20 protein-coding genes are annotated in these 20,449 nt (G+C 72.8%); 11 read left to right on the forward strand and 9 right to left on the reverse strand.

Features of this window, described 5'->3' with window-relative positions; genetic code table 11:
- Positions 1–199 precede the first annotated feature (199 nt).
- The 5 genes from F8R89_RS15140 (at position 200) to mscL (ending at position 4,213) form a co-directional block, all read left to right on the forward strand.
- Positions 200–1,489: an MFS transporter gene (locus F8R89_RS15140; protein ID WP_151784481.1), complete on the forward strand. Its 1,290-nt coding sequence runs from the start codon at positions 200–202 to the stop codon at positions 1,487–1,489.
- Positions 1,490–1,556: 67 nt separating this feature from the next.
- Positions 1,557–1,877 carry an FmdB family zinc ribbon protein gene (locus F8R89_RS15145; RefSeq protein ID WP_151784482.1) on the forward strand — a complete coding sequence of 107 codons (321 nt, stop codon included), beginning with the start codon at positions 1,557–1,559 and terminating at the stop codon, positions 1,875–1,877.
- Between the two features lie 89 nt (positions 1,878–1,966).
- Positions 1,967–2,809 (forward strand): S-methyl-5'-thioadenosine phosphorylase, encoded by an 843-nt coding sequence (locus tag F8R89_RS15150; protein ID WP_151784483.1) that lies wholly within the window; start codon positions 1,967–1,969, stop codon positions 2,807–2,809.
- A 348-nt stretch (positions 2,810–3,157) separates the two neighbouring features.
- Complete coding sequence (locus tag F8R89_RS15155) at positions 3,158–3,625, forward strand: hypothetical protein (RefSeq protein ID WP_318841301.1); 468 nt, start codon at positions 3,158–3,160, stop codon at positions 3,623–3,625.
- Between the two features lie 129 nt (positions 3,626–3,754).
- On the forward strand, positions 3,755–4,213 hold the full coding sequence (mscL, locus tag F8R89_RS15160; RefSeq protein ID WP_151784484.1) for a large conductance mechanosensitive channel protein MscL: 459 nt from the start codon (positions 3,755–3,757) through the stop codon (positions 4,211–4,213).
- Positions 4,214–4,253: 40 nt separating this feature from the next.
- Here the strand turns inward: mscL and F8R89_RS15165 are convergent, their stop codons facing one another.
- Entirely contained in the window at positions 4,254–4,430 is a 177-nt protein-coding gene (locus F8R89_RS15165) for a hypothetical protein (RefSeq protein WP_151784485.1), read from the reverse strand.
- A 151-nt stretch (positions 4,431–4,581) separates the two neighbouring features.
- Between F8R89_RS15165 and F8R89_RS15170 the strand changes: the two genes are divergently transcribed.
- From F8R89_RS15170 to F8R89_RS15185, 4 genes are all read left to right on the forward strand, one after another.
- Complete coding sequence (locus tag F8R89_RS15170) at positions 4,582–5,820, forward strand: low temperature requirement protein A (protein ID WP_151784486.1); 1,239 nt, start codon at positions 4,582–4,584, stop codon at positions 5,818–5,820.
- 70 nt (positions 5,821–5,890) lie between these two features.
- Positions 5,891–6,916, forward strand: a complete 1,026-nt coding sequence (locus tag F8R89_RS15175; protein ID WP_151784487.1) for a P1 family peptidase — start codon at positions 5,891–5,893, stop codon at positions 6,914–6,916.
- Between the two features lie 189 nt (positions 6,917–7,105).
- Entirely contained in the window at positions 7,106–8,332 is a 1,227-nt protein-coding gene (locus F8R89_RS15180) for a L,D-transpeptidase (RefSeq protein WP_151784488.1), read from the forward strand.
- Between the two features lie 188 nt (positions 8,333–8,520).
- Entirely contained in the window at positions 8,521–9,267 is a 747-nt protein-coding gene (locus F8R89_RS15185) for a DUF6227 family protein (protein ID WP_151784489.1), read from the forward strand.
- 27 nt (positions 9,268–9,294) lie between these two features.
- Here the strand turns inward: F8R89_RS15185 and F8R89_RS15190 are convergent, their stop codons facing one another.
- From F8R89_RS15190 to F8R89_RS15210, 5 genes are all read right to left on the reverse strand, one after another.
- Entirely contained in the window at positions 9,295–9,549 is a 255-nt protein-coding gene (locus F8R89_RS15190) for a hypothetical protein (protein ID WP_151784490.1), read from the reverse strand.
- Positions 9,550–9,678: 129 nt separating this feature from the next.
- Entirely contained in the window at positions 9,679–11,691 is a 2,013-nt protein-coding gene (locus F8R89_RS15195; RefSeq protein WP_151784491.1) for a fructose-specific PTS transporter subunit EIIC, read from the reverse strand.
- A gap of 100 nt (positions 11,692–11,791) precedes the next feature.
- On the reverse strand, positions 11,792–12,739 hold the full coding sequence (gene pfkB, locus F8R89_RS15200) for a 1-phosphofructokinase (protein WP_151784492.1): 948 nt from the start codon (positions 12,737–12,739) through the stop codon (positions 11,792–11,794).
- A gap of 34 nt (positions 12,740–12,773) precedes the next feature.
- Positions 12,774–13,535 (reverse strand): DeoR/GlpR family DNA-binding transcription regulator, encoded by a 762-nt coding sequence (locus tag F8R89_RS15205; RefSeq protein WP_151784493.1) that lies wholly within the window; start codon positions 13,533–13,535, stop codon positions 12,774–12,776.
- Between the two features lie 211 nt (positions 13,536–13,746).
- Positions 13,747–15,213, reverse strand: a complete 1,467-nt coding sequence (locus tag F8R89_RS15210; protein ID WP_225994635.1) for an MFS transporter — start codon at positions 15,211–15,213, stop codon at positions 13,747–13,749.
- Between the two features lie 245 nt (positions 15,214–15,458).
- On the opposite strand from F8R89_RS15210, the gene F8R89_RS15215 reads away from it, so the two are divergent.
- Entirely contained in the window at positions 15,459–16,427 is a 969-nt protein-coding gene (locus tag F8R89_RS15215) for a helix-turn-helix transcriptional regulator (protein WP_151784495.1), read from the forward strand.
- Here the strand turns inward: F8R89_RS15215 and F8R89_RS15220 are convergent.
- From F8R89_RS15220 to F8R89_RS15230, 3 genes are all read right to left on the reverse strand, one after another.
- Positions 16,424–17,173 carry a TetR/AcrR family transcriptional regulator gene (locus F8R89_RS15220; protein ID WP_151784496.1) on the reverse strand — a complete coding sequence of 250 codons (750 nt, stop codon included), beginning with the start codon at positions 17,171–17,173 and terminating at the stop codon, positions 16,424–16,426. The two genes, F8R89_RS15215 and F8R89_RS15220, sit on opposite strands and share 4 nt — an antisense overlap.
- A 366-nt stretch (positions 17,174–17,539) precedes the next feature.
- Entirely contained in the window at positions 17,540–18,538 is a 999-nt protein-coding gene (locus F8R89_RS15225; protein WP_151784497.1) for an RNA polymerase sigma factor RpoD/SigA, read from the reverse strand.
- Positions 18,539–18,916: 378 nt separating this feature from the next.
- Positions 18,917–19,702 carry a dioxygenase gene (locus tag F8R89_RS15230; protein WP_151784498.1) on the reverse strand — a complete coding sequence of 262 codons (786 nt, stop codon included), beginning with the start codon at positions 19,700–19,702 and terminating at the stop codon, positions 18,917–18,919.
- A 141-nt stretch (positions 19,703–19,843) separates the two neighbouring features.
- On the opposite strand from F8R89_RS15230, the gene F8R89_RS15235 reads away from it, so the two are divergent.
- Positions 19,844–20,359 (forward strand): MarR family winged helix-turn-helix transcriptional regulator, encoded by a 516-nt coding sequence (locus F8R89_RS15235; protein WP_151784499.1) that lies wholly within the window; start codon positions 19,844–19,846, stop codon positions 20,357–20,359.
- Positions 20,360–20,449: the final 90 nt, after the last annotated feature.

The following is a 20,449-nucleotide window of genomic DNA, read 5'->3' on the forward strand; positions in this document are numbered from 1 at the left end:
GTGAACGCCCTGTACAATGCAGGTGACCCAGATCGAACCAACTCTGCCTGACGCAGAGCTGGCGCGACCGTATGGCGGCCGGGACGCCCCTCCTCATCGTGGGCGCCGGTATCTACCGCAGTTCCGCGCAAGAGGACAGCTCTCGGCGCCGCCCCCACCCGGGGGTGCCGCGCTACCAGGCGGCAGAAAGGCACGGGCCGTGGCATCCACGGTCACCGGAGAGCCGTCGAAGGACGCGGCCTCCACCCGCCCGGGATACGGACAGCTGCTGCGCACCCGCGGCGCCTGGACGTTCCTGCTCCCCGGCTTCGCGGCACGCCAGCCGTTCGCGATGCTCACCATCTCCATCGTGCTGCTCGTCCAGCACACCACCGGCTCCTACGGCGCGGCGGGCGCCGCCGCGGCCGTCACCGGCGTCTCCATGGCGGTGTTCGCGCCCTACAGCGGCCGGCTCGCCGACCGCTACGGACAGCGCGCCGTGCTCGTCCCGGGCGTCCTCGTGCACGCCGTGTCCGGGCTGACCCTGACCGCCCTCGCCCTCGCCCACGCGCCGCTGTGGGCCCTGTTCGCGGCGGCCGTGCCCACCGGTGCCTCGGTGCCGCAGGTCGGACCGATGGTGCGGGCGCGCTGGGGCGTGAAGCTCCAGGACTCACCCCTGATGACGACGGCCGCCGCGTTCGAGTCCGTCACCGACGAGCTGACCTTCGTCGTCGGACCCCTGCTGGCCACCGCCCTGTGCACGGCCGTCGACCCGGCCGCCGGCCTGGTCACCGAGGCCGCGCTCACCCTGGTGGGCGGCCTGCTGTTCGCCGCGCAGCGCGGCACCCAGCCGGCCGTCACCGGAGGCGGGCACACGCGTGTGGAGCACGGTTCGGCGCTGCGCGTCCCCGGGGTGCGCGTACTGATCGTGACGTTCCTCGGCATCGGTTCCGTCTTCGGCGGCATGCAGGTCTCCCTGGCCGCCTTCACCGAGTCGATCGGCCGTCCCGGCCTGAACGGCGTCCTGTACGGCACCTTCGCCGCGGGCAACATGCTCGCCGGTCTCGTCTGCGGCGCCATCGCCTGGAAGGTCGCGCCGCAGCGCCGTCTCCTCGTGGGGTACGCCGCGCTCGCGCTGGCCGCGTCCGGGCTCTGGGCCGCGCACTCGGTGCTCGTCCTCGCCGCCCTGGGCCTGCTGGTCGGCATGTGCATCGCGCCGTCCCTGATCACCGGCTACACGCTGGTCGAGAGCCTGGTCCCGGCCGGGGCCCGGACCGAGGCGTTCACCTGGCTGACCGGCGCCGTGGCGCTCGGCCAGGCCGCCGCCGTCACGGTCGCCGGACAGCTGGAGGACCGCCTGTGGGGCGGGGCCGGCTTCCTGGTGCCGATGGGCGGCACCCTGCTGGCTCTGGTCACCCTCGTCGCGCTGCGCTCGCGGCTCTCGGCGCGGGCCGCCGGGCGTACGGTCGCACGTGGCGTGGGTCACCGCGTGCCGGTGGCAGTGGACTGAGAGGCCGGAATACGTCACTATGGATCGTCGTTAGCACTCATCGAGTGAGAGTGCCAGGAGGAAGACAGTGCCGACCTACCAGTACCAGTGCACCGAGTGCGGCGAGGGCCTCGAGGCGGTGCAGAAGTTCACCGACGACGCCCTGACCGAGTGCCCCAACTGCCAGGGCCGCCTCAAGAAGGTGTTCTCCGCGGTCGGCATCGTCTTCAAGGGCTCCGGCTTCTACCGCAACGACAGCCGCGGCTCCTCGTCGAGCAGCTCGCCGGCGTCGTCGAAGTCGTCGTCGTCCTCCACGTCGTCCGACTCCTCGTCGTCGACGTCGTCCGCCTCGTCCTCCTCGGACAAGAAGGCGTCGAGCACCGGCACCTCCAGCAGCTCCGCCGCTTAAGAGCGCGATTTCTTACAGGACCCTGTCGTCGTACGGCGACGGGGTCCTCGGCGTGTCCGGGGGCCGTCGGGGGCGGTTAGGGTGCGGACATGGCGAACAAGGTGAACGCCGAGCTCGGCGTGATCGGCGGCTCCGGTTTCTACTCCTTCCTCGACGACGTGACCGAGGTCCAGGTCGACACCCCCTACGGACCGCCCAGCGACTCCCTCTTCCTCGGCGAGATCGCCGGCCGGCGGGTCGCGTTCCTCCCCCGGCACGGCCGCGGCCACCATCTGCCGCCGCACCGCATCAACTACCGCGCCAACCTGTGGGCGCTGCGCTCGGTCGGCGTGCGCCAGGTGCTCGGCCCGTGCGCGGTGGGCGGGCTGCGGCCCGAGTACGGCCCCGGCACCCTGCTCGTGCCGGACCAGCTGGTCGACCGCACCAAGTCCCGGGTCGGCACCTACTTCGACGGGCTGCCGCGCCCCGACGGCACCGTGCCCAACGTGGTGCACGTGTCGCTGGCCGACCCCTACTGCCCCACCGGCCGCGCCGCCGCGCTGAAGGCCGCGCGCGGACGGGACTGGGAGCCGGTGGACGGCGGCACCCTGGTCGTCGTGGAGGGGCCCCGCTTCTCCACGCGCGCCGAATCGCTGTGGCACCAGGCGCAGGGCTGGTCCGTGGTCGGCATGACGGGCCACCCGGAGGCGGCGCTCGCCCGTGAGCTGGAGCTCTGCTACACCTCGATGACCCTGGTCACGGACCTGGACGCCGGCGCGGAGACCGGTGAGGGCGTCTCCCACGACGAGGTGCTGCGCGTGTTCGCCGCCAATGTCGACCGGCTGCGCGGGGTCCTCTTCGACGCGGTGGCGGCCCTGCCGTCGAACGACGAACGGGACTGTCTGTGCGCCGGGGCGCTGGGCGGGATGGATCCGGGGTTCGCGCTGCCGTAGGGGTGGCCGGGGCGTGCCCTGGGGCGCCAGGGCGCTAGTAGGGGCGTCAGCTGGAGGCCGGCACGGGCGTCAGCTGGAAGGTCAGCTGGGGCGTCGGCAAGGGCGGAACGTCTCGTTCGGGGGGCCGGGTTTTCCACAAGCCGTGGGCTGTCCACGGGCTTCGGCGGGCGGCGGCGGAATGCCGGATGGTGGCTTCGCAAGCCGTTCCGTCCGCGGCGTTCCCGCGCCGTTCCCGCTGGTGGTGATCCCGTGTCCCTCGCTTCCCCTGCCCGTCGACTCCCTACCTCTTCTCCTTCGTCGCCGCGCTCCGCGCTGCCGCCGGGGCCCGACGCTCCGGCCACCCGTGAGGTGCCGCACTTCGAGCCGGTGCGGGTCCGCGGCTCCGGCCGGCGGCTGCGCCGGCTCCTACGGCACCGGCGGCGGGCCGTCGCGGCCGGGCTGGCCGTGACCGCGGCCGCCCTGGTGGCGGCGGGACCGCGCGAGGCCGCGGACGGGGCGCGCGGGCATCCGGCGCAGGGCCCGGCACGGCCGCACCCGGTGGCCGAGCGGGTGTCGGCACCGGTGCGGATCGCCGACGCGGCCACCGTGCGGCTGCTGCGCCCCGGCGACCGGGTCGACGTGATCGCCGCCGAGGGGAACGGGCCCGGCGGGGACGCCCAGGTGGTCGCGCGCGGGGTGCGGGTGACGGAGGTGCCGGAGCCGCTGGACACCGCCGGGGAGAGCGGGGCGCTGGTGGTGCTGTCCGTGCCGCGTCCCACGGCCGCCCGGCTGGCCGGGGCGAGCGCCACGGCACGGCTGGCGGTGACGCTGTGCTGAGCCCGGTCAAGCGTCGGGGCGGGTCAGGTCCCTCCAAAGAGACGGCCGATTGGACAGAATGGCTGAACGCTGACGTAGGTTGCGGAGCGATCCGTTCCCCAAGCTGCGTGCCCGAGGAGTGCCCCCCAAGTGAGCGAGAACAAGGAACCGAGCGTCTGGCAGGGCTTCAAGACCTTCCTGATGCGCGGAAACGTCGTCGACCTGGCGGTGGCGGTCGTCATCGGCGCGGCCTTCACCAACATCGTCAACGCGGTGGTGAAGGGCGTCATCAACCCGCTGGTCGGTGCGATCGGCACGAAGAACCTCGATCACTACAGCTCGTGCCTGACCGGCTCCTGCGAGGGCGACGAGGGCATCCAGATCCTGTGGGGCTCCGTCCTCGGCGCCGGCCTCAGCTTCGTGATCACCGCGGCCGTCGTCTACTTCCTGATGGTCCTGCCCATGTCGAAGTACCTGGCCCGGGTGGAGGCCCGCCGCAAGGCGAAGGAGAGCACGCAGGAGGTCATCGAGGTGACCGAGCTGGAGGTGCTGAAGGAGATCCGCGACGCGCTGATCGCGCAGCGCGGCCCGGGCCACGACCAGCGATAGCGCTCCGGCGTCCGGGCGGTGCGGCCCCGGCGCGGGGGCCTCAGATGTGGTGCGGCGGCTTCTCGTCGAGGAAGCGCTTGAGGTCGGCCGCGCTGTCCCCGGCCGGCCGGTCGCCCCACCCGCGGTCCGTGTCGTCCGTGGACTGCTGGTCCAGCGGGTCGTCGAAGATCAGCGCGGGCTTCGGCTCGCGCGGCTCGGAGGCGGGGGTGCTGCTCATGACTCCAGGGTACGGCCCCGCCGCCGCGGGCCCCGTTCCGCCGACGCGGGCTGGGCTTGTGTTCGGGCCTCGCGTGAAGTCCCGTGGAGGCTTGTGCGCGGGTCGTGCGCCGCGGACGCGTATCGGCGCCCCATCTGCTGTGCTTGACCTCATGACGTCCAGTTCGAATACCGCGCCGGACTCCCCCCGCCCGCCCGGACCCAGGCGGCCGCTGCGCCGGCTCTCCGCCCGGGGCCGTGGTGAGGCACACCGGGCCGCCACCCCGCTGGAGCTCTTCTTCGACCTGTGTTTCGTCGTGGCCATCGCCCAGGCGGGCGTCCAGCTGGTCCACGCGGTCGCCGAGGGGCACGCCGGCCGAGGCATCCTCGACTACGCGATGGTGTTCTTCGCCATCTGGTGGGCGTGGATGAACTTCACGTGGTTCGCGTCGGCGTACGACAACGACGACGTGCTGTACCGGATCGTCACGCTGATCCAGATCTCCGGTGTGCTGGTCCTGGCCGCCGGGGTGTCCGAGACGTTCCAGGACCACGACTACGCGGCGGTGCTCGTCGGGTACCTCATCATGCGGCTCGCCCTCGTCTCGCAGTGGCTGCGGGTGGCCAGGTCCAGCTCCGGTCCCGAGCGGGTGATGGCCCTGCGGTACGCCGGCGGTGTGCTGCTGTGCCAGATCGGCTGGGTGGGTCTGGTGGTGCTGCCGGAGGACGCCCGGGGCTGGTGGTTCCTCGTCATGGTGGTGCTGGAGCTGTCCGTCCCGGCGTACGCGGAGCGGGCCCATCCGACGTCGTGGCATCCGCACCACATCGCCGAGCGGTACGGGCTGCTCACCATCATCGTGCTGGGCGAGACCATCGCGGCGGCCACGGTCGCCGTGAAGACCGGCATCGACGAGAACGACGCGCTGGGCGAGCTGCTGCCCATCGCGGCGGGCGGCCTGCTGATCATCTTCTCCGCGTGGTGGATCTACTTCGTGGTGCCGATCCACGGGCATCTGCGCTCCAACCGGGAGTCGTTCCTGTGGGGTTACGGCCACTACGTGGTGTTCGCGTCGGCGGCGGCGATCGGCGCGGGCCTGGAGGTGGCGGTCGAGCAGACCCTCCACGAGGCGCACATCTCGACGCTGGCCGCGACGGCGGCGGTGACCCTGCCGACGGCGCTCTATCTGCTCACCGTGTGGGCGCTGCACGCGCGGTACTTCAAGGTGGGCATCGCCCAGCAGCTGGTGCTGCCGACGACGGCCCTGCTGGTGATCTGCTGCACGTTCCTGCACGACTGGGGGGTGTTCGCGGCGGGACTGGTCTCGGCGGCGGGCGTGGCCGTCGGCGAGACACTGACGGCCCGGAGAACGGCCCGGCCGCCCGCGACGGCGGCACGGCAGCCGGCCTCCTGACGGCCCCGGCGCGACGGTCCCGGCGCGGCGGGCCGGGTCTGGACGGCAGGGCCTGCACGACACTGGGCGCATGACAGTTGACGCTCTGACGGATGTCGCCGGACTGCGGGTCGGCCACGCGACGCGCACCGGGGACGGCCGGCTCACCGGCACGACGGTCGTCCTCGCTCCCGAGGGCGGGGCCGTGGCCGCCGTGGACGTGCGCGGCGGCGGGCCCGGCACGAAGGAGACCGACGCCCTGGACCCGCGCAACGTGGTGCGCAAGGTCGAGGCGATCGTCCTGACCGGGGGCAGCGCGTACGGGCTGGACGCGGCGTCCGGGGTGATGGCGTGGCTGGAGGAGCACCGGCGCGGGGTGCGGGTCGGGCCGGACCCGGCGCATGTGGTGCCGGTGGTGCCCGCGGCCTGTGTCTTCGACCTGGGGCGCGGCGGCGACTTCCGGGCGCGGCCGGACGCCGGCACCGGGCGCGCGGCGGTCGAGGCCGCGGCGGCGAGCGCGGCCGGGGCCCCGGTGCCGGAGGGCTGCGTGGGCGCCGGGACCGGTGCCACCGTCGGGCCGGTCAAGGGCGGGATCGGCACCGCGAGCACCGTCCTGGAGTCGGGGATCACGGTGGCCGCGCTGGTCGTGGCCAACGCGGCGGGGTCGGCGGTCGAGCCGGAGACCGGCGCCCTGTACGGGGAGTTGCTGCGGGGCCGCGTGGACGTCCCGGACGCCGGTGTCCATGAGGCCGCGCGCAGGCGGCTCGCCGAGCTCGCGGAGACCAACGCGCCGCCGCCGCTGAACACCACGCTCGCGGTGGTGGCCACCGACGCCGACCTGTCGAAGGCGCAGGCGCAGAAGCTGGCCGGCACCGCCCACGACGGCATCGCACGGGCCGTACGGCCGGTGCACCTGCTCAACGACGGGGACACGGTGTTCGCCCTCGCCACGGGTGACCGCCCCCTGGACCCCGAGCACCCGCTCGCCCTGAACGACCTCCTCGCGGCGGCCGCGGACATGGTGACCCGGGGGATCGTCCGGGCCGTCCGGGCGGCCGAGTCGGTGACGGGTCCGGGCGGAGTGTGGCCGTCGTACGGGGAGTTGTACGGGCGGTAGGCGGGGGACCGAGCCCCGTCCTTCTCCGCCGGACGGCCACATGGCGCTCACGATTGTCGCGGTTCTGTCACGTGATGGCGTTCACCGCGCACGTGGGGAACCCGGCTCCGAGCGGTGGCCTCTTCCACCCTGGAACGGAACGGAACGGAACCGAACAGAGCTCGCGAAGGCCGAAAGAAGGAGCAGATCGTGACGACGCCGGACATGACAGCGCGACGCACAGTGGGGGCCTGTGCCGCCCTGGTGATCGGCGCCCTGACCCTCACGGCCTGCGGTGGCGGCGACGGCGGCAGCGGGGCCGGCGGTGACGGCAAGGACGGCAAGGGGTCGTCCACGGCGTCCGCGGCGAAGATCGTGATCTCGGCGAAGGACGGTTCCACGGGGGCGTCCATCAACACGACCGGTGTGCGGGTCAGCGGGGGCAGGCTGACGGCCGTACGGATGAAGGACGCGAAGACCGGGCAGGACGTGCCGGGTTCGCTGTCCTCCGACGGGACCGGCTGGCACCCCGGGGAGCAGCTGGAGCGCGGCACCAAGTACGAGATAACGGCCACCGCGAAGGACGCGGACGGCCGGGGCACCACCGCCGACTCGACCTTCACCACGGTCACTGCCGCCGGCAGCTTCATCGGCACCTACACCCCCGACAACGGCACCACCGTCGGGGTGGGCATGCCCGTGTCGTTCACGTTCGACAAGGCGATCAGTGACCGGAAGGCCGTGCAGTCGCACATCACCGTCACGTCCAGCAGCGGGCAGAAGGTGGTCGGGCACTGGTTCGGCGGGCAGCGCCTGGACTTCCGGCCCGAGGACTACTGGAAGGCCGGTTCCAAGGTCACGATGAAGATCGACCTGGACGGCGTCGAGGGCGCCGACGGTGTCGTCGGGGTGCAGAAGAAGACGGTCGCCTTCACGATCGGCCGCTCGCAGGTGTCGACGGTCGACGTGAACACCCAGACCATGACGGTCGTCCGGGACGGCAGCACGATCAAGTCGGTGCCGATCTCGGCGGGCAGCTCGGAGTTCTCCACCTACAACGGGCAGATGGTGATCTCCGAGAAGTCCAAGCAGCTCCACATGGACAGCCGGACGGTGAACCTGGCCGACGCGTACGACATCAAGGACGTGCCGCACGCGATGCGGCTGACGCAGTCGGGCACGTTCATCCACGGCAACTACTGGTACAACCAGGGCAACCCGCCGTTCGGCCGCCAGGGCACCAGCCATGGCTGCGTCGGCCTGCGGGACGTGAAGGGCGGTCAGGGGGACACCCCGTCCAAGTGGTTCTACGACAACTCGATGCTCGGGGACGTGGTGATCGTCAAGAACTCCCCCGACAAGAACGTGAAGCCGGACAACGGCCTCAACGGCTGGAACATGCCGTGGAGCGAGTGGACGGCGGGCAGCGCCGCCTGACGGCACGTCCGGCCCTGAACCGCACGTCGGACAGGGTTTCTTGACGGTTCGACGGGCCGCGCGGGAACTTCTCGCGCGGTCCGCGCGTTTCACCGGACGTACGTTTTCTCGGTTCCCGGACATGATGTCCGACCGAGGGGCTACGGTATGCACCCACAAGGTGACATGCAGCAACGCCGGGAGAAACCTTGAGCGTTCCGTACGAGACCACAGCGTACGAACCACCCGAGTCGCCGGAGTCTCCGGAGGAGCACCTCGCGCGGCTCCTCGGCCGTGCCCTGAACTCCTTCGAGCTGCCCGACGAGACCCTGCGGCGCCTGGACTGCGCGCTCGCCCACGACAGTTCGCTGCACTCCGCGCACCACAGCGCGGGGCTGCACCGCGAGACGTACCGGCACACCTGGCTGCTGGCCGACGGTTCGGCGCTCACCCTGTGGGAGCTCGTGCACAACACCGCGCGCGGCGGCGCCCCGCAGCACGAGGTGTACGTGGACGAGGAGGAGCTGCGCGCCGCGACCGAGCGGCTTCCGCTGCCCTCGGACGCGCCGGACTTCGAGCTGCCGGTGACCGTGCAGCCGTCGCCGTCGGTCGCGCCCCGGCACGGGTACGTACCGGAGGACTCGGCGGACCACGCGCGGCGGCTGCTGCGCCGCGCGGAGAACACGGACCGGCCGGGCCGTGAGACCGCCGCCCTGCTGGCCACGGCGTGCGGGCACCGGATCATGCAGGCGTTCGGGCGGCCCTGGCGGTCGGCGCGCGCGGGCCTGAGCTTCTCGCTCTACGAGCACGCGTTCCTGCTGCGGGACGGGGCCGAGGTCTCCCTGTGGGAGGTCGAGCACACGGCGACGCCGGACGGACGGCACATGTGCGAGGTGTACGTCAGCGAGGAGGCGGCGCGGGCCGCGATGCGGCGGCGGGCGGCGCAGGTCTCCTGAGGAACCCGCGGGCGGCCCACGGCGCGCTCAGTGGCCGGTGTTGAGCCGGTGGACCAGGCCGTCGAAGGCGTCGCGTTCCGCCGGGGTGAGTTCGACGGCCTCCCGGTCGGGGGCGGTCTGCCGCTGCCGGGGAAGCCCGGCGAGCGGCTGGTCGGGGGCCCAGCGCCGGTTCGCGGGGCGGTAGCGGCGCAGCAGACGGACGAGCCCCGTCACCCACAGCACGGCCGCCAGGGCGAGGACGACGGGACCCAGGAGCTGGAGGATCGAGACGTGCTCAGGCATGCCTCCCAGTAGACACCACGGTCCGGGCCGTATGACCCGGACCGTGACGTATCTCGCAGGTGCCGTGAACCACGCACAGCGGCTCAACTGGGACAAGCGGCGCCCCTGTCCGTCGTTGGACCCTTCCTTTCAGGCGGCGACCGGCTGCTGCCCGGTGTCGGATCGGGAGGCACCGGCGGCCGGGGGGCCGTCGGGTGCTGTGCGGCGCAGGCCCTTGAGCAGGACGACCAGGCCGGCCGTGACCGCCGTACCGGCCGCGATGGCCAGCAGGTAGAGGAACGGCTTGCCGATGAGGAAGGTGACCCAGACGCCGCCGTGGGGTGCGCGCAGGGTCGAGCCGAAGGCCATGGTGAGGGCGCCCGTGACGGCGCCGCCCGCCATGGAGGCGGGGATGACGCGCAGGGGGTCGGCGGCGGCGAAGGGGATGGCGCCCTCGCTGATGAAGGAGGCGCCGAGCACCCAGGCGGCCTTGCCGTTCTCGCGCTCCGCCGGCGTGAACAGCTTGCGGCGCAGGGTAGTGGCCAGGGCCATGCCCAGGGGCGGGACCATGCCGGCCGCCATCACGGCGGCCATGATCTTCATGGCGGAGTCGCTCGGGTCCTGCACGGCGATGCCGGCGGTCGCGAAGGCGTAGGCGACCTTGTTGACCGGGCCGCCGAGGTCGAAGCACATCATCAGGCCCAGCAGGACGCCGAGCAGGACGGCGTTGGAGCCGGACAGGCCGCCGAGCCAGTCCGTCATGGCCTTCTGCGCCTGCGCGATGGGCTTGCCGATGACGACGAGCATCAGGAAGCCGACGACCATGGAGGACAGCAGCGGGATCACGACGACGGGCATGATGCCGCGCAGCACCGGGGGGATGTCGATCCGCTGGATGGCGAGGACGACACCGCCGGCGAGGAGACCGGCGACGAGGCCGCCGAGGAATCCGGCGTTGATGGTGAAGGCGATCATGCCGCCGACGAAGCCGGGGACGAGTCCCGGCCGGTCGGCCATGCCGTAGGCGATGTACCCGGCGAGGACGGGGATCAGGAAGCCGAACGCGACGCCGCCGATCTGGAAGAGCAGGGCACCCCAGCTGTCGGCCTGCCCCCAGGCGAAGTGCTCGGTGACGGGCGCGGCCTCGTTGATGCGGTAGCCGCCGATGACGAACCCGAGGGCGATCAGCAGGCCGCCGGCGGCGACGAACGGGACCATGTAACTGACGCCGGACATCAGCCACTTGCGCAGCCGGGTGCCGTAGCCGTCGCCGGGTTCGCCGGCCCGGTCGACGGGGGCGCCGGGCCGGGCCGCCCGGGTGGTCTCCCCGCGGGCGGCCTTCTCGCGGACCTCGGCGATGAGTTCGGCGGGCCGGTTGATGCCGGCCTTGACTCCGACGTCGACCGTGGGCTTCCCGGCGAACCGGTCCTTCTCGCGTACGGCGACGTCGTGGGCGAGGATCACGCCGTCCGCGGCGGCGACGACGGCGGGGTCGAGCCGGGTGAAGCCGGCCGATCCCTGCGTCTCGACGACGAGTTCGACGCCCGCGTCCCGGCCGGCGTTCTCCAGGGCCTCGGCGGCCATGTAGGTGTGGGCGATGCCGGTGGGGCAGGAGGTGACGGCGACGATCCGGAAGGGACGCCCGGCGGTGGTGGCGTCCTCGCCGGACGGGGTGTCCGTGGCAAGGGCCTCCTCGCGGGACGGGGTGTCCGTGGCGGGGGCCTCTTCCCCGCGGATCAGCGCGGCGGCCGACTCGGCGTCCCGGGCGGCGCGCAGGGCGTCCGTGAACGCGCTGTCCATGAGCTGCCGGGCCAGCGAGGACAGGATCGTGAGGTGGGCGTCGTCCGCTCCGGCCGGGGCGGCGATGAGGAAGATCAGGTCGGCGGGCCCGTCGGCGGCGCCGAAGTCGACACCGGCGGCGCTGCGTCCGAAGGCGAGCGTCGGCTCGGTGACATGGGCGCTGCGGCAGTGCGGGATGCCGATGCCGCCGTCGAGGCCGGTGGGCATCTGGGCCTCGCGGGCGGCGACGTCGGCGAGGAAGCCGTCCAGGTCGGTCACCCGGCCCTGGGCGGCCATGCGCTCGGCGAGGGCGCGTGCCGCGGCCTCCTTGGTGTCGGCGGTCAGGTCGAGGTCGACCAGGTCCGCCGTGATCATGTCGCTCATCGCGGGCTCCTTCGCACGCGTATCGCCCGTATCGCCAGGGGAGTCGGGTGGGCGGGGGTGGGGACGGGGACGGGGAGGAAGAGAAGTGCGGCCGTGCCGTTCATGACGCGGGCTCGGTGAGGGCGCGGTCCGCGGGGACGTCGGCCGTGACGGTGACGGCCGACGGGTCGAGGTCGGCGGGGGTGGGCATCACGCTGCCGGGAAGCCGTACGGCCGCGGCGCCGTGCGCGACGGCGGAGGCGAGGGCGTCGGGGCCCTGCCCGCCCGCGATGAGGAACCCGGCGAGGGAGGCGTCCCCGGCGCCGACGTTGCTGCGGACGGCGTCGACGGGTGCGGTGCCGAACCAGGTGCCGGCGTCGTCGACCAGCAGTTGCCCGTCGGCGCCCAGGCTGGCGAGGACGGCACGGGCGCCCAGTTCACGCAGTTCCCCGGCGGCCTTCACCGCGTCCCCGAGCGTGGTGAGGGGACGTCCGACGGCCCGGGCGAGCTCCTCGGCGTTGGGTTTCACCACGTCGGGCCGGGCCCGTACGGCTTCGAGCAGGGCCGGTCCGGAGGTGTCCAGGGCGATCCGGGTGCCGTCGGCGTGGGCCCGGGTGACGACGTCGGCGTACCAGGTGGCGGCGAGGCCGCGGGGAAGGCTGCCGCAGCAGGCGATCCAGTCGGCGGCGCGGGCCTGGGCGCGGACGGCGTCGAGGAGGGCTTCGCGTTCGGCGGGGCTCAGTTCGGGGCCGGGGGCGTTGATCTTCGTGAGGACGCCGTCGGTCTCGGCGAGGGCGATGTTGGAGCGGGTGGCGCCGGCGACGGGGACGGGGGCGACGTCGATGCCCTGGGCGTGGAGGAGGTCGGCGACGAGGGCGCCGGGCGCCCCGCCGAGGGGCAGCACGGCGACCGTCCGGCGTCCGGCGGCGGCGACGGCCCGGGAGACGTTCACGCCCTTGCCGCCGGGGTCCATGCGTTCACCGGTGGCGCGGATGACCTCGCCGCGGTCCAGGGCGGGGACCTCGTAGGTGCGGTCGAGGGACGGGTTGGGGGTGACGGTGAGGATCATGCGCTCGTTTCCAGGCCCGGGTGGGGGGACGTTCTCAGACACGCTGCACTTCCGTGCCGCCGTGCTCGATGCCCGTGGCGGCCTCGGGTGCGAGGCCGGTGTCGGTGATCAGCAGGTCCACGTCGCCGAGGCCGCCGAAGCGGGCGAAGTGCTCCTGGCCGTGCTTGCCGGAGTCGGCGAGCAGGACGACCCGGCGCGCGGCGGCGACGGCGGCGCGTTTCACGGCGGCTTCGGCGAGGTCGGGGGTGGTCAGCCCGTGCTCGGCGGAGAAGCCGTTGGCGGCGACGAACAGCACGTCGGCGCGGATCTCGGCGTACGCGCGCAGGGCCCAGGCGTCGACGGCGGCGCGGGTGCGGTGCCGTACGCGGCCTCCGACGAGGTGGAGCTGGATGCCGGGGTGGTCGGCGAGGCGGGCGGCGATGGGCAGGCTGTGGGTGACGACGGTGAGGGACGCCTCGAGCGGCAGGGCGGCGGCGAGGCGGGCCACGGTGGTGCCCGCGTCGAGGATCAGGGTGCCGTCGGTGGGGAGTTCGGCGAGGGCCGCCTTCGCGATCCGGTCCTTCTCGTCGGCCGCCGTGGACTCGCGTTCGGTGAGGTCCGGTTCGAAGTCGAGGCGCCCGGCGGGGATGGCGCCGCCGTGCACCCGCCGGACCAGCCCGGCCCGGTCGAGCGCCTTGAGGTCCCGCCGGATGGTCTCGGCCGTGACCTGGAACTCCTCGGCGAGCGACAGCACGTCCACCCGGCCGCCGTCCCGGGCCAGCCGGAGGATCGCCTGCTGCCGCTCCGGTGCGTACATGCCCGTTCTCCCTCGCCGGTGTGCCCGAGTCTGTGGTTCGGGGGCCGAGATTACGCCCGGACTCCGGAGAAGTAAACAGATTCGGATGTGATCGGGCACGAACGGGCATCGGGCCCGGAGGGCTGGGAGGACTGGGGAGACTGGAAAAGGCGAAGGGCCCGCCCAGGTCGCACCTGGACGGGCCTCGTCGCTGCCCTGTCGCTGCGAAAACTCAGCCGACGAGCTGAGGAGCCCGGTCGTCGGACCGTTCGCCCTCCACGGCCCCGCTTCCGGAGCCCTCGCCCTCCCCCGGCCCCGCCGGCCGCGCCGGCAGCGCCCACATCAGCAGGAAGATGACCGCCATCACCGCCGCCACCCAGCCCAGCGCGTGCTGGAAGCCGTCGGCGAAGGCGGTGCCCGCCGCGGTCGGGGTCGTGGCCTCGGTCAGGCGGTCGTCGACGATGCCGTAGAAGACGACGGAGACCAGGCCGAGGCCGAGGGCGTTGCCCATCTGCTGGACCGTGTTGATCAGGCCGGACGCCGAACCGGCGTGCTCGCGCGGCACCTCGGAGAGGATCGCGTCCGTCAGCGGGGCCACGATCAGGCCCATCCCGGCACCCATCACGATCAGGGGCAGCGCCATCTGCCACGGGGCGATGGCGAGGCCGTAGCGGCCGGCCTCCCAGATGTAGAGCAGGATGCCGGTGCCCATGAGCAGCGCGCCCGCCTGGAGCACCGTGCGGCCGAAGCGCGGGACGAGCTGCTGGACGGACAGACCGGCCGCCGTGGAGACGGCGATGGAGAACGGGATGCCGGTGAGGCCGGCCTTCAGCGGGCTCCAGCCCAGCCCGAACTGCATGTACAGCGTCCACACCAGGAAGAAGATGCCGAGCGCGACACCGAACACCGTCTGGACGGCGATTCCGGCCGCGAAGCTCTTCACCTTGAACAGGGAGAGCTCGACCAGCGGGGAGCCGTCACGGGCGCCCTTGCGCCGCTCGTACGCCACCAGCGCACCCAGCACGACGAGCGAGCCGCCCATCGACAGGTACCCCCACAGCGGCCAGCCCAGCTCACGGCCCCGGGTCAGCGGGTAGAGCAGCATCAGCAGGCCGAGGGTGACCAGGGCGACGCCCACCAGGTCCAGCTTGAGGGCCTTCGGGGCCCTGGACTCGGTGATGAAACGGCTGCCGAGGATCAGGCCGGCGATGCCGACCGGCAGGTTGATCAGGAAGATCGGGCGCCAGGCCAGCCCGAAGAGGTCACCCTCCGTCAGCAGCGCGCCGAGGAGCGGACCGCTGACCGCGCCGAGGCCGACGATCGCGCCGAACAGGCCGAACACCTTGCCCCGTTCGTGCGCCGGGAAGGTGGCGTGGACGATCGACAGCACCTGAGGCACCATCAGCGCGGCCATGGCGCCCTGGAGGATGCGGGAGGCGACCAGCATCTCCGGGTTCACGGCGAAGCCGCACAGCGCGGAGGCGAGGGTGAAGCCGCCGATGCCGATGAGGAACAGCCGCTTGCGGCCGTGGATGTCGCCGAGCCGGCCGCCCGTGATCAGGCCCGCGGCGAAGGCGAGGGCGTACCCCGCGGTGATCCACTGGATCTGGCTGAAGGTGGCCCCGGCCTCGCGCTGGATCGACGGGATGGCGATGTTGACGATCGTGACGTCCACGAGGTCCATGAAGGCCGCGGTCATCACGATGGCCAGCGCGAACCAGCGGCGCCGGTCGGCCGGGGGCGTGGTGTCCGCCGTCGTCGCGGCCGTCGCGGCCGTCGTGGCCTTCGTGGCCGTCGTGGCCTTCGCCGTCGGCTCGTCCGCCGTCGTCGTTCGCTTCGTTCGCTGCTGCGGTGTCGCTGTGGTGCGCTCGCCTGAGGTCATGTTCCGACGCTACGGGCCGATTAGGTCAGATCGTGTCCTAGACGTGCGGCATCCTCGAACCCATGACGACGGACACTCCGGCACGGCTGCTGACCCTCCTCTCCCTCCTCCAGACGCCCCGTGAGTGGCCCGGTGGTGAACTCGCCGGCCGGCTGGGGGTGTCCCGGCGCACGGTGCGGCGGGACATCGACCGGCTGCGGGAACTGGGCTATCCCGTGCGGGCGACCAAGGGGTCCGACGGGGGCTACCGGCTCGTCGCGGGCAAGGCGATGCCGCCGCTCGTGCTGGACGACGAGGAGGCCGTGGCGATCGCGGTAGGGCTGCGGGCCGGTGCCGGGCACGCCGTCGAGGGCGTCGAGGAGGCGTCCGTACGGGCGCTGGCGAAGCTGGAGCAGGTGCTGCCGGCGCGTCTGCGGCACCGCGTGAGCACGTTGCAGGCCGCCACCACGCCGCTGGCCAGCGGGGACGGGGCGAGCATCGCGCCCGAGACGCTCACCGTGATGGCGTCGACCGTGGCGGGGCGGGAGCGGCTGCGGTTCGCGTACCGGGCGAAGGACGGCACCGCCTCACGGCGCCTGACCGAGCCGTACCGGCTGGTGTCGACCGGGCGGCGCTGGTACCTCGTCGCGTACGACCTCGACCGGGGCGACTGGCGGACGTTCCGGGTGGACCGGGTGAGCGAGCCGTTCGCGACGGGGGCGCGGTTCGCCCCGCGGGAACTGCCCACCGGGAGCGCCGCCGAGTATCTGCGGCAGTCCATGTGGGGGTGGGCGGAGTCGTACGAGTTCTCCGTGACGTTCGCCGCGCCCGCGGAGTTCGTCGCCACGCGGCTGCCGGGGTGGCTGGGCGTGCCGGAGCCGCTGGAGGACGGACGGACGTGCCGGGTGCGGGGGACGAGCGGGGGCAACCCGGAGTGGACGGCCGTACGGCTGGCGATGGTGGGCTGCGATTTCACCGTCGAGTCGCCGGAGGAACTGCGGCGGTCCGCGGAGGAGTTGGGCGGACGGCTGAGCCGGGCGGCCGCGAGCTAGCGGGACTTGGGAGCCCTTGGAGCCCTGGGAGCCTTCGAGGTCGTGGGGGCCTTCGAGGTCTTGGGGGCCTTTGGGGTCTCGGGAGCCTCCGGGGTCTCAGGGGTGCTCCCCCACGGGAAGCCCTTCAGGGCCTCCAGGTTGGCCAGGGCGCGCGCCCTCGGGCCTTCGGGGCCGTCGGCCGGGGCCTCTCCGGTGGCCCAGGTCTCCACCGCGACCCGGACGACGGCCGAGGCCACCGCCGCGGGGAAGGCCAGGTCGGCGGAGGCGTCGCCGCCCGCGCAGCGCTCCGCGAGCACCTCGGCCAGCCGGGCCTCGGTGGCGTGGCTGACCTCCGCCCACACCCGGTGCAGGGCGGGGTCGTGGAGGGCGAGGCGGACCAGGGTGCGGGTCCACTCCCAGGAGGCGCCGGAGATGCCCTCGCCGGGGGTGAGCGTGTGGCGGACCGCGTGCTCCAGGGCCTCCGGCACCGACAGGGCGGTGGGGGCGTCGTGGACGGCCCGGGTCCAGCGGTCGGCGCCGTCCGCGTAGAGCGGGGCGACCGCTTCTTCCTTCGTGGCGAAGTAGCGGTAGAAGGTGCGCGGCGCGACCCCCGCGGCCTGCGCGATGTCCTCGGCCCTGGTCGCCTTCAGGCCCTGCCGGACGAAGAGGCCGGCCGCGGCACGGGCGATGTCGGCTCGGGTCGCCGCCTTGCGTCGTTCCGTGAGGGAGGCGGTGGCCGGGGGCGGTGCGGGGGTGGGGCTGCTCACGTACTGCAGGCTATGCCTGTGTGACACAATCTGCCATCCGAGGGGTCACCCCGTGGTTCAGGTACGGGGTGGCCCTTTGTCCGCTCACGCGCGCGCTCGCACAGGGGGCGGGGCGGACATGGGTGGAGCCGGGCCCCGGCACCCAGGGGGGATGGGCGCCGAAGCCCGGCTCGGGGAAAGTCCCGGCGCCGGGGGGAGTGCGTCGGGACGCGGTCCGCGGGTGGGAGTCCGGAGTCGAACTCCCTTGCCCTGAGGTCTTGTTCCCTGGGCCCTGGGGGTTGAAGCAGCGTTCCGCGGCCATGTTTGCGCGGTCTTTCGCCACCCGGCGCACGCCCCTCGGCGGCGCCGCCCCCGCGGCCGCGTACGTTACGCGGCCGCGTCGAAGCCGGTGCTGCGCGCCAGCTTCTTCAGCTCCAGCAGGGCGTGCTTCTCGATCTGGCGGATGCGCTCGCGGGTCAGGCCGTGCTCCTTGCCGACCTCGGTCAGCGTGCGCTCGCGTCCGTCCTCGATGCCGTACCGCATCTTGATGATGGACGCCGTGCGCTGGTCGAGGCGGCCGATCAGGTCGTCCAGCTCCTCGCTGCGCAGCAAGGTCAGGACGGACTGCTCGGGCGAGACGGCGGAGGTGTCCTCGAGCAGGTCGCCGAACTGGGTCTCGCCCTCGTCGTCCACCGACATGTTCAGCGAGACGGGGTCGCGCGCCCAGTCCAGGACGTCGGTCACGCGCTCCGGGGTCGAGCCGAGCTCGGCCGCGATCTCCGCGGGCTCCGGGTCGCGCCCGTGCTCGCGGTTGAACTCGCGCTGCACGCGGCGGATCCGGCCCAGCTCCTCGACCAGGTGGACGGGGAGGCGGATGGTGCGGGACTGGTCGGCTATGGACCGGGTGATGGCCTGGCGGATCCACCACGTGGCGTACGTGGAGAACTTGAAGCCCTTGCGGTAGTCGAACTTCTCGACCGCGCGCACCAGGCCGGCGTTCCCCTCCTGGATCAGGTCGAGCAGGGGCAGGCCGCTGCGGGGGTAGCGGCGGGCCACGGCGACGACCAGACGGAGGTTGGAGCGGATGAAGATGTCCTTGGCCCGCTCGCCCTCGGCGACGAGGGCCTCCAGTTCCTCACGGGTGGCGTCCGCCTTGGACTCCTCGTACCCGTCGAGGACCTGCTGTGCGAACACACCCGCCTCGATGATCTGCGAGAGCTCGACCTCCTTCGCCGCGTCGAGCAGAGGCGTACGGGCGATCTCGTCGAGGTACATGCCGACCAGGTCGCGGTCCGCGATCTCGCCGCCATGGGCGCGAACACTGCTGGCCGCGTCGACGGCCTCGCCGGTGGCGGACTGACGACGGGCGACGGCACGGGTTGCCATGCGTGCTCCCTTGCGATTGGGCTGGCGGGTGGTCCTTGGACGCTTGGGACTCTTCTCGAGTGCCCCGCATCCGAACGGAACAACGACTTGAATCAGGACAGAATTCCCAACCCGCCCCCCTATTTATCTGATCTTGCAGTATCCTGCCGGGCCACACGGGCGACCCCTCGCCGTCCGGGCCGAGGAATCGCAGGTCAGACGGGATTCGCCGGATTTCCGTGCTGTCGCCGCCGCCCTCGGGGGCGGTCCGGTGAGATTCCGCTCACACCGGCACCGTCGGCCGTTCGGCGGAAGGACCGACGCCGTCGTCCGCCCTCTCACCCCTGAAGACGGTCGGCGCCCGCGGAAGGTTGCCAGGCCGGACGGCCCGGCTCGACCTCAGCCGAATTGCACCGAGCGCTTGGCCAGCCCCATCCAGAAGCCGTCGATCACCGACTTCTGCCCGTCCAGCTCACCGGCCGCCTCGGCGGCGCCCATGGTGACGAAGAGGGGTGCGAAGTGCTCGGTGCGGGGGTGGGCGTAGCGCCCGGCGGGGGCCTTGTGGAGGAAGTCGAGGAGCGCGTCCCAGTCGCGGTGCTCCAGGGCGCGGCGTCCCCAGTCGTCGAACTCCACGGACCAGGACGGTATTCCGCCCTGGCGCAGGGCCGCGAGGTTGTGGGTGAAGAAGCCGGAGCCGATGATCAGCACGCCCTCGTCGCGCAGCGGGGCCAGCTTGCGGCCGACCTCCATGAGCCGCACCGGGTCGAGGGTCGGCATGGAGATCTGCAGGACGGGGATGTCGGCGTCGGGGTACATCTCGACGAGGGGGACGTAGGCGCCGTGGTCGAGGCCGCGGTCGGGGATGTCCTGGACGGGGACGCCGGGGGCGCGCAGCAGCTTGCGGACGGACTCGGCGAGCTCGGGGGCACCGGGGGCCGGGTAGGTCACCCGGTAGTAGTGCTCGGGGAAGCCCCAGAAGTCGTACACGAGCGGCACGGGCGCGGTGGCGCCGAGGGCGAGCGGGGCCTCCTCCCAGTGGGCGGAGACGACGAGGATCGCCTTGGGGCGCGGCAGCCCGGCGGCCCAGGCGGCGAGTTCGCCGGGCCAGACGGGGTCGTCGGCGAGCGGCGGGGCGCCATGGCTGAGGTAGAGGGCGGGCATGCGCTCCTGGGCGGCGGCGGACATGTCGGGCACTCCCTCCGAGCCCGGCGGGAACCGGGTCTCTCCTCCATCGAAACTGCTTCAAATCTAAAACGTTCGTTCGTCTCCCTGACCGTACGCCGGGATAGTTCAAAGTTCAAGGAGAGTGCTCGTACAGTGGAACGTATGAACAGCGCATCGACGTCCGCCCCGGTGGAGGAGTCCCCCTGGCTCACCGAGGACCAGCAGCGCGTGTGGCGCTCGTACGTGGAGGCGACCACGCTGCTCGACGACCATCTGGACCGTCAGCTCCAGCGGGACGCGGGCATGCCCCACCTCTACTACGGGCTCCTGGTCGCGCTCGCCGAGTCCCCGGAACGGCGGCTGCGGATGACCGAGCTGGCGCGGTACGCGAAGATCACCCGCTCCCGGCTGTCGCACGCCGTCGCCCGGCTGGAGGGCAACGGCTGGCTGCGCCGCGAGAACTGCCCCGACGACAAGCGCGGCCAGTTCGCCGTACTGACCGACGAAGGCCTGGAAGTGCTGCGCCGGACCGCGCCCGGGCACGTACGGGCCGTTCGGCAGGCCCTGTTCGACCGGCTGGCCCCGGAACAGCAGAAGGCCCTCGGCGAGATCATGAAGATCGTCGCCGAGGGCCTGCAGCCGAGCGAAGCGGGTGCGGACCTGCCCTGGCTGCGCTGAACCGCTCGTTCCAGCGAGCCAGGGCAGGTCCTTCGCGGCGTACGTACCGGGCGTCCCCTTCCCCGTACGCGCGCCTGGTCCCTCGGGGTA

It is taken from the genome of Streptomyces sp. SS1-1, from assembly GCF_008973465.1.
Lineage (GTDB): Bacteria > Actinomycetota > Actinomycetes > Streptomycetales > Streptomycetaceae > Streptomyces.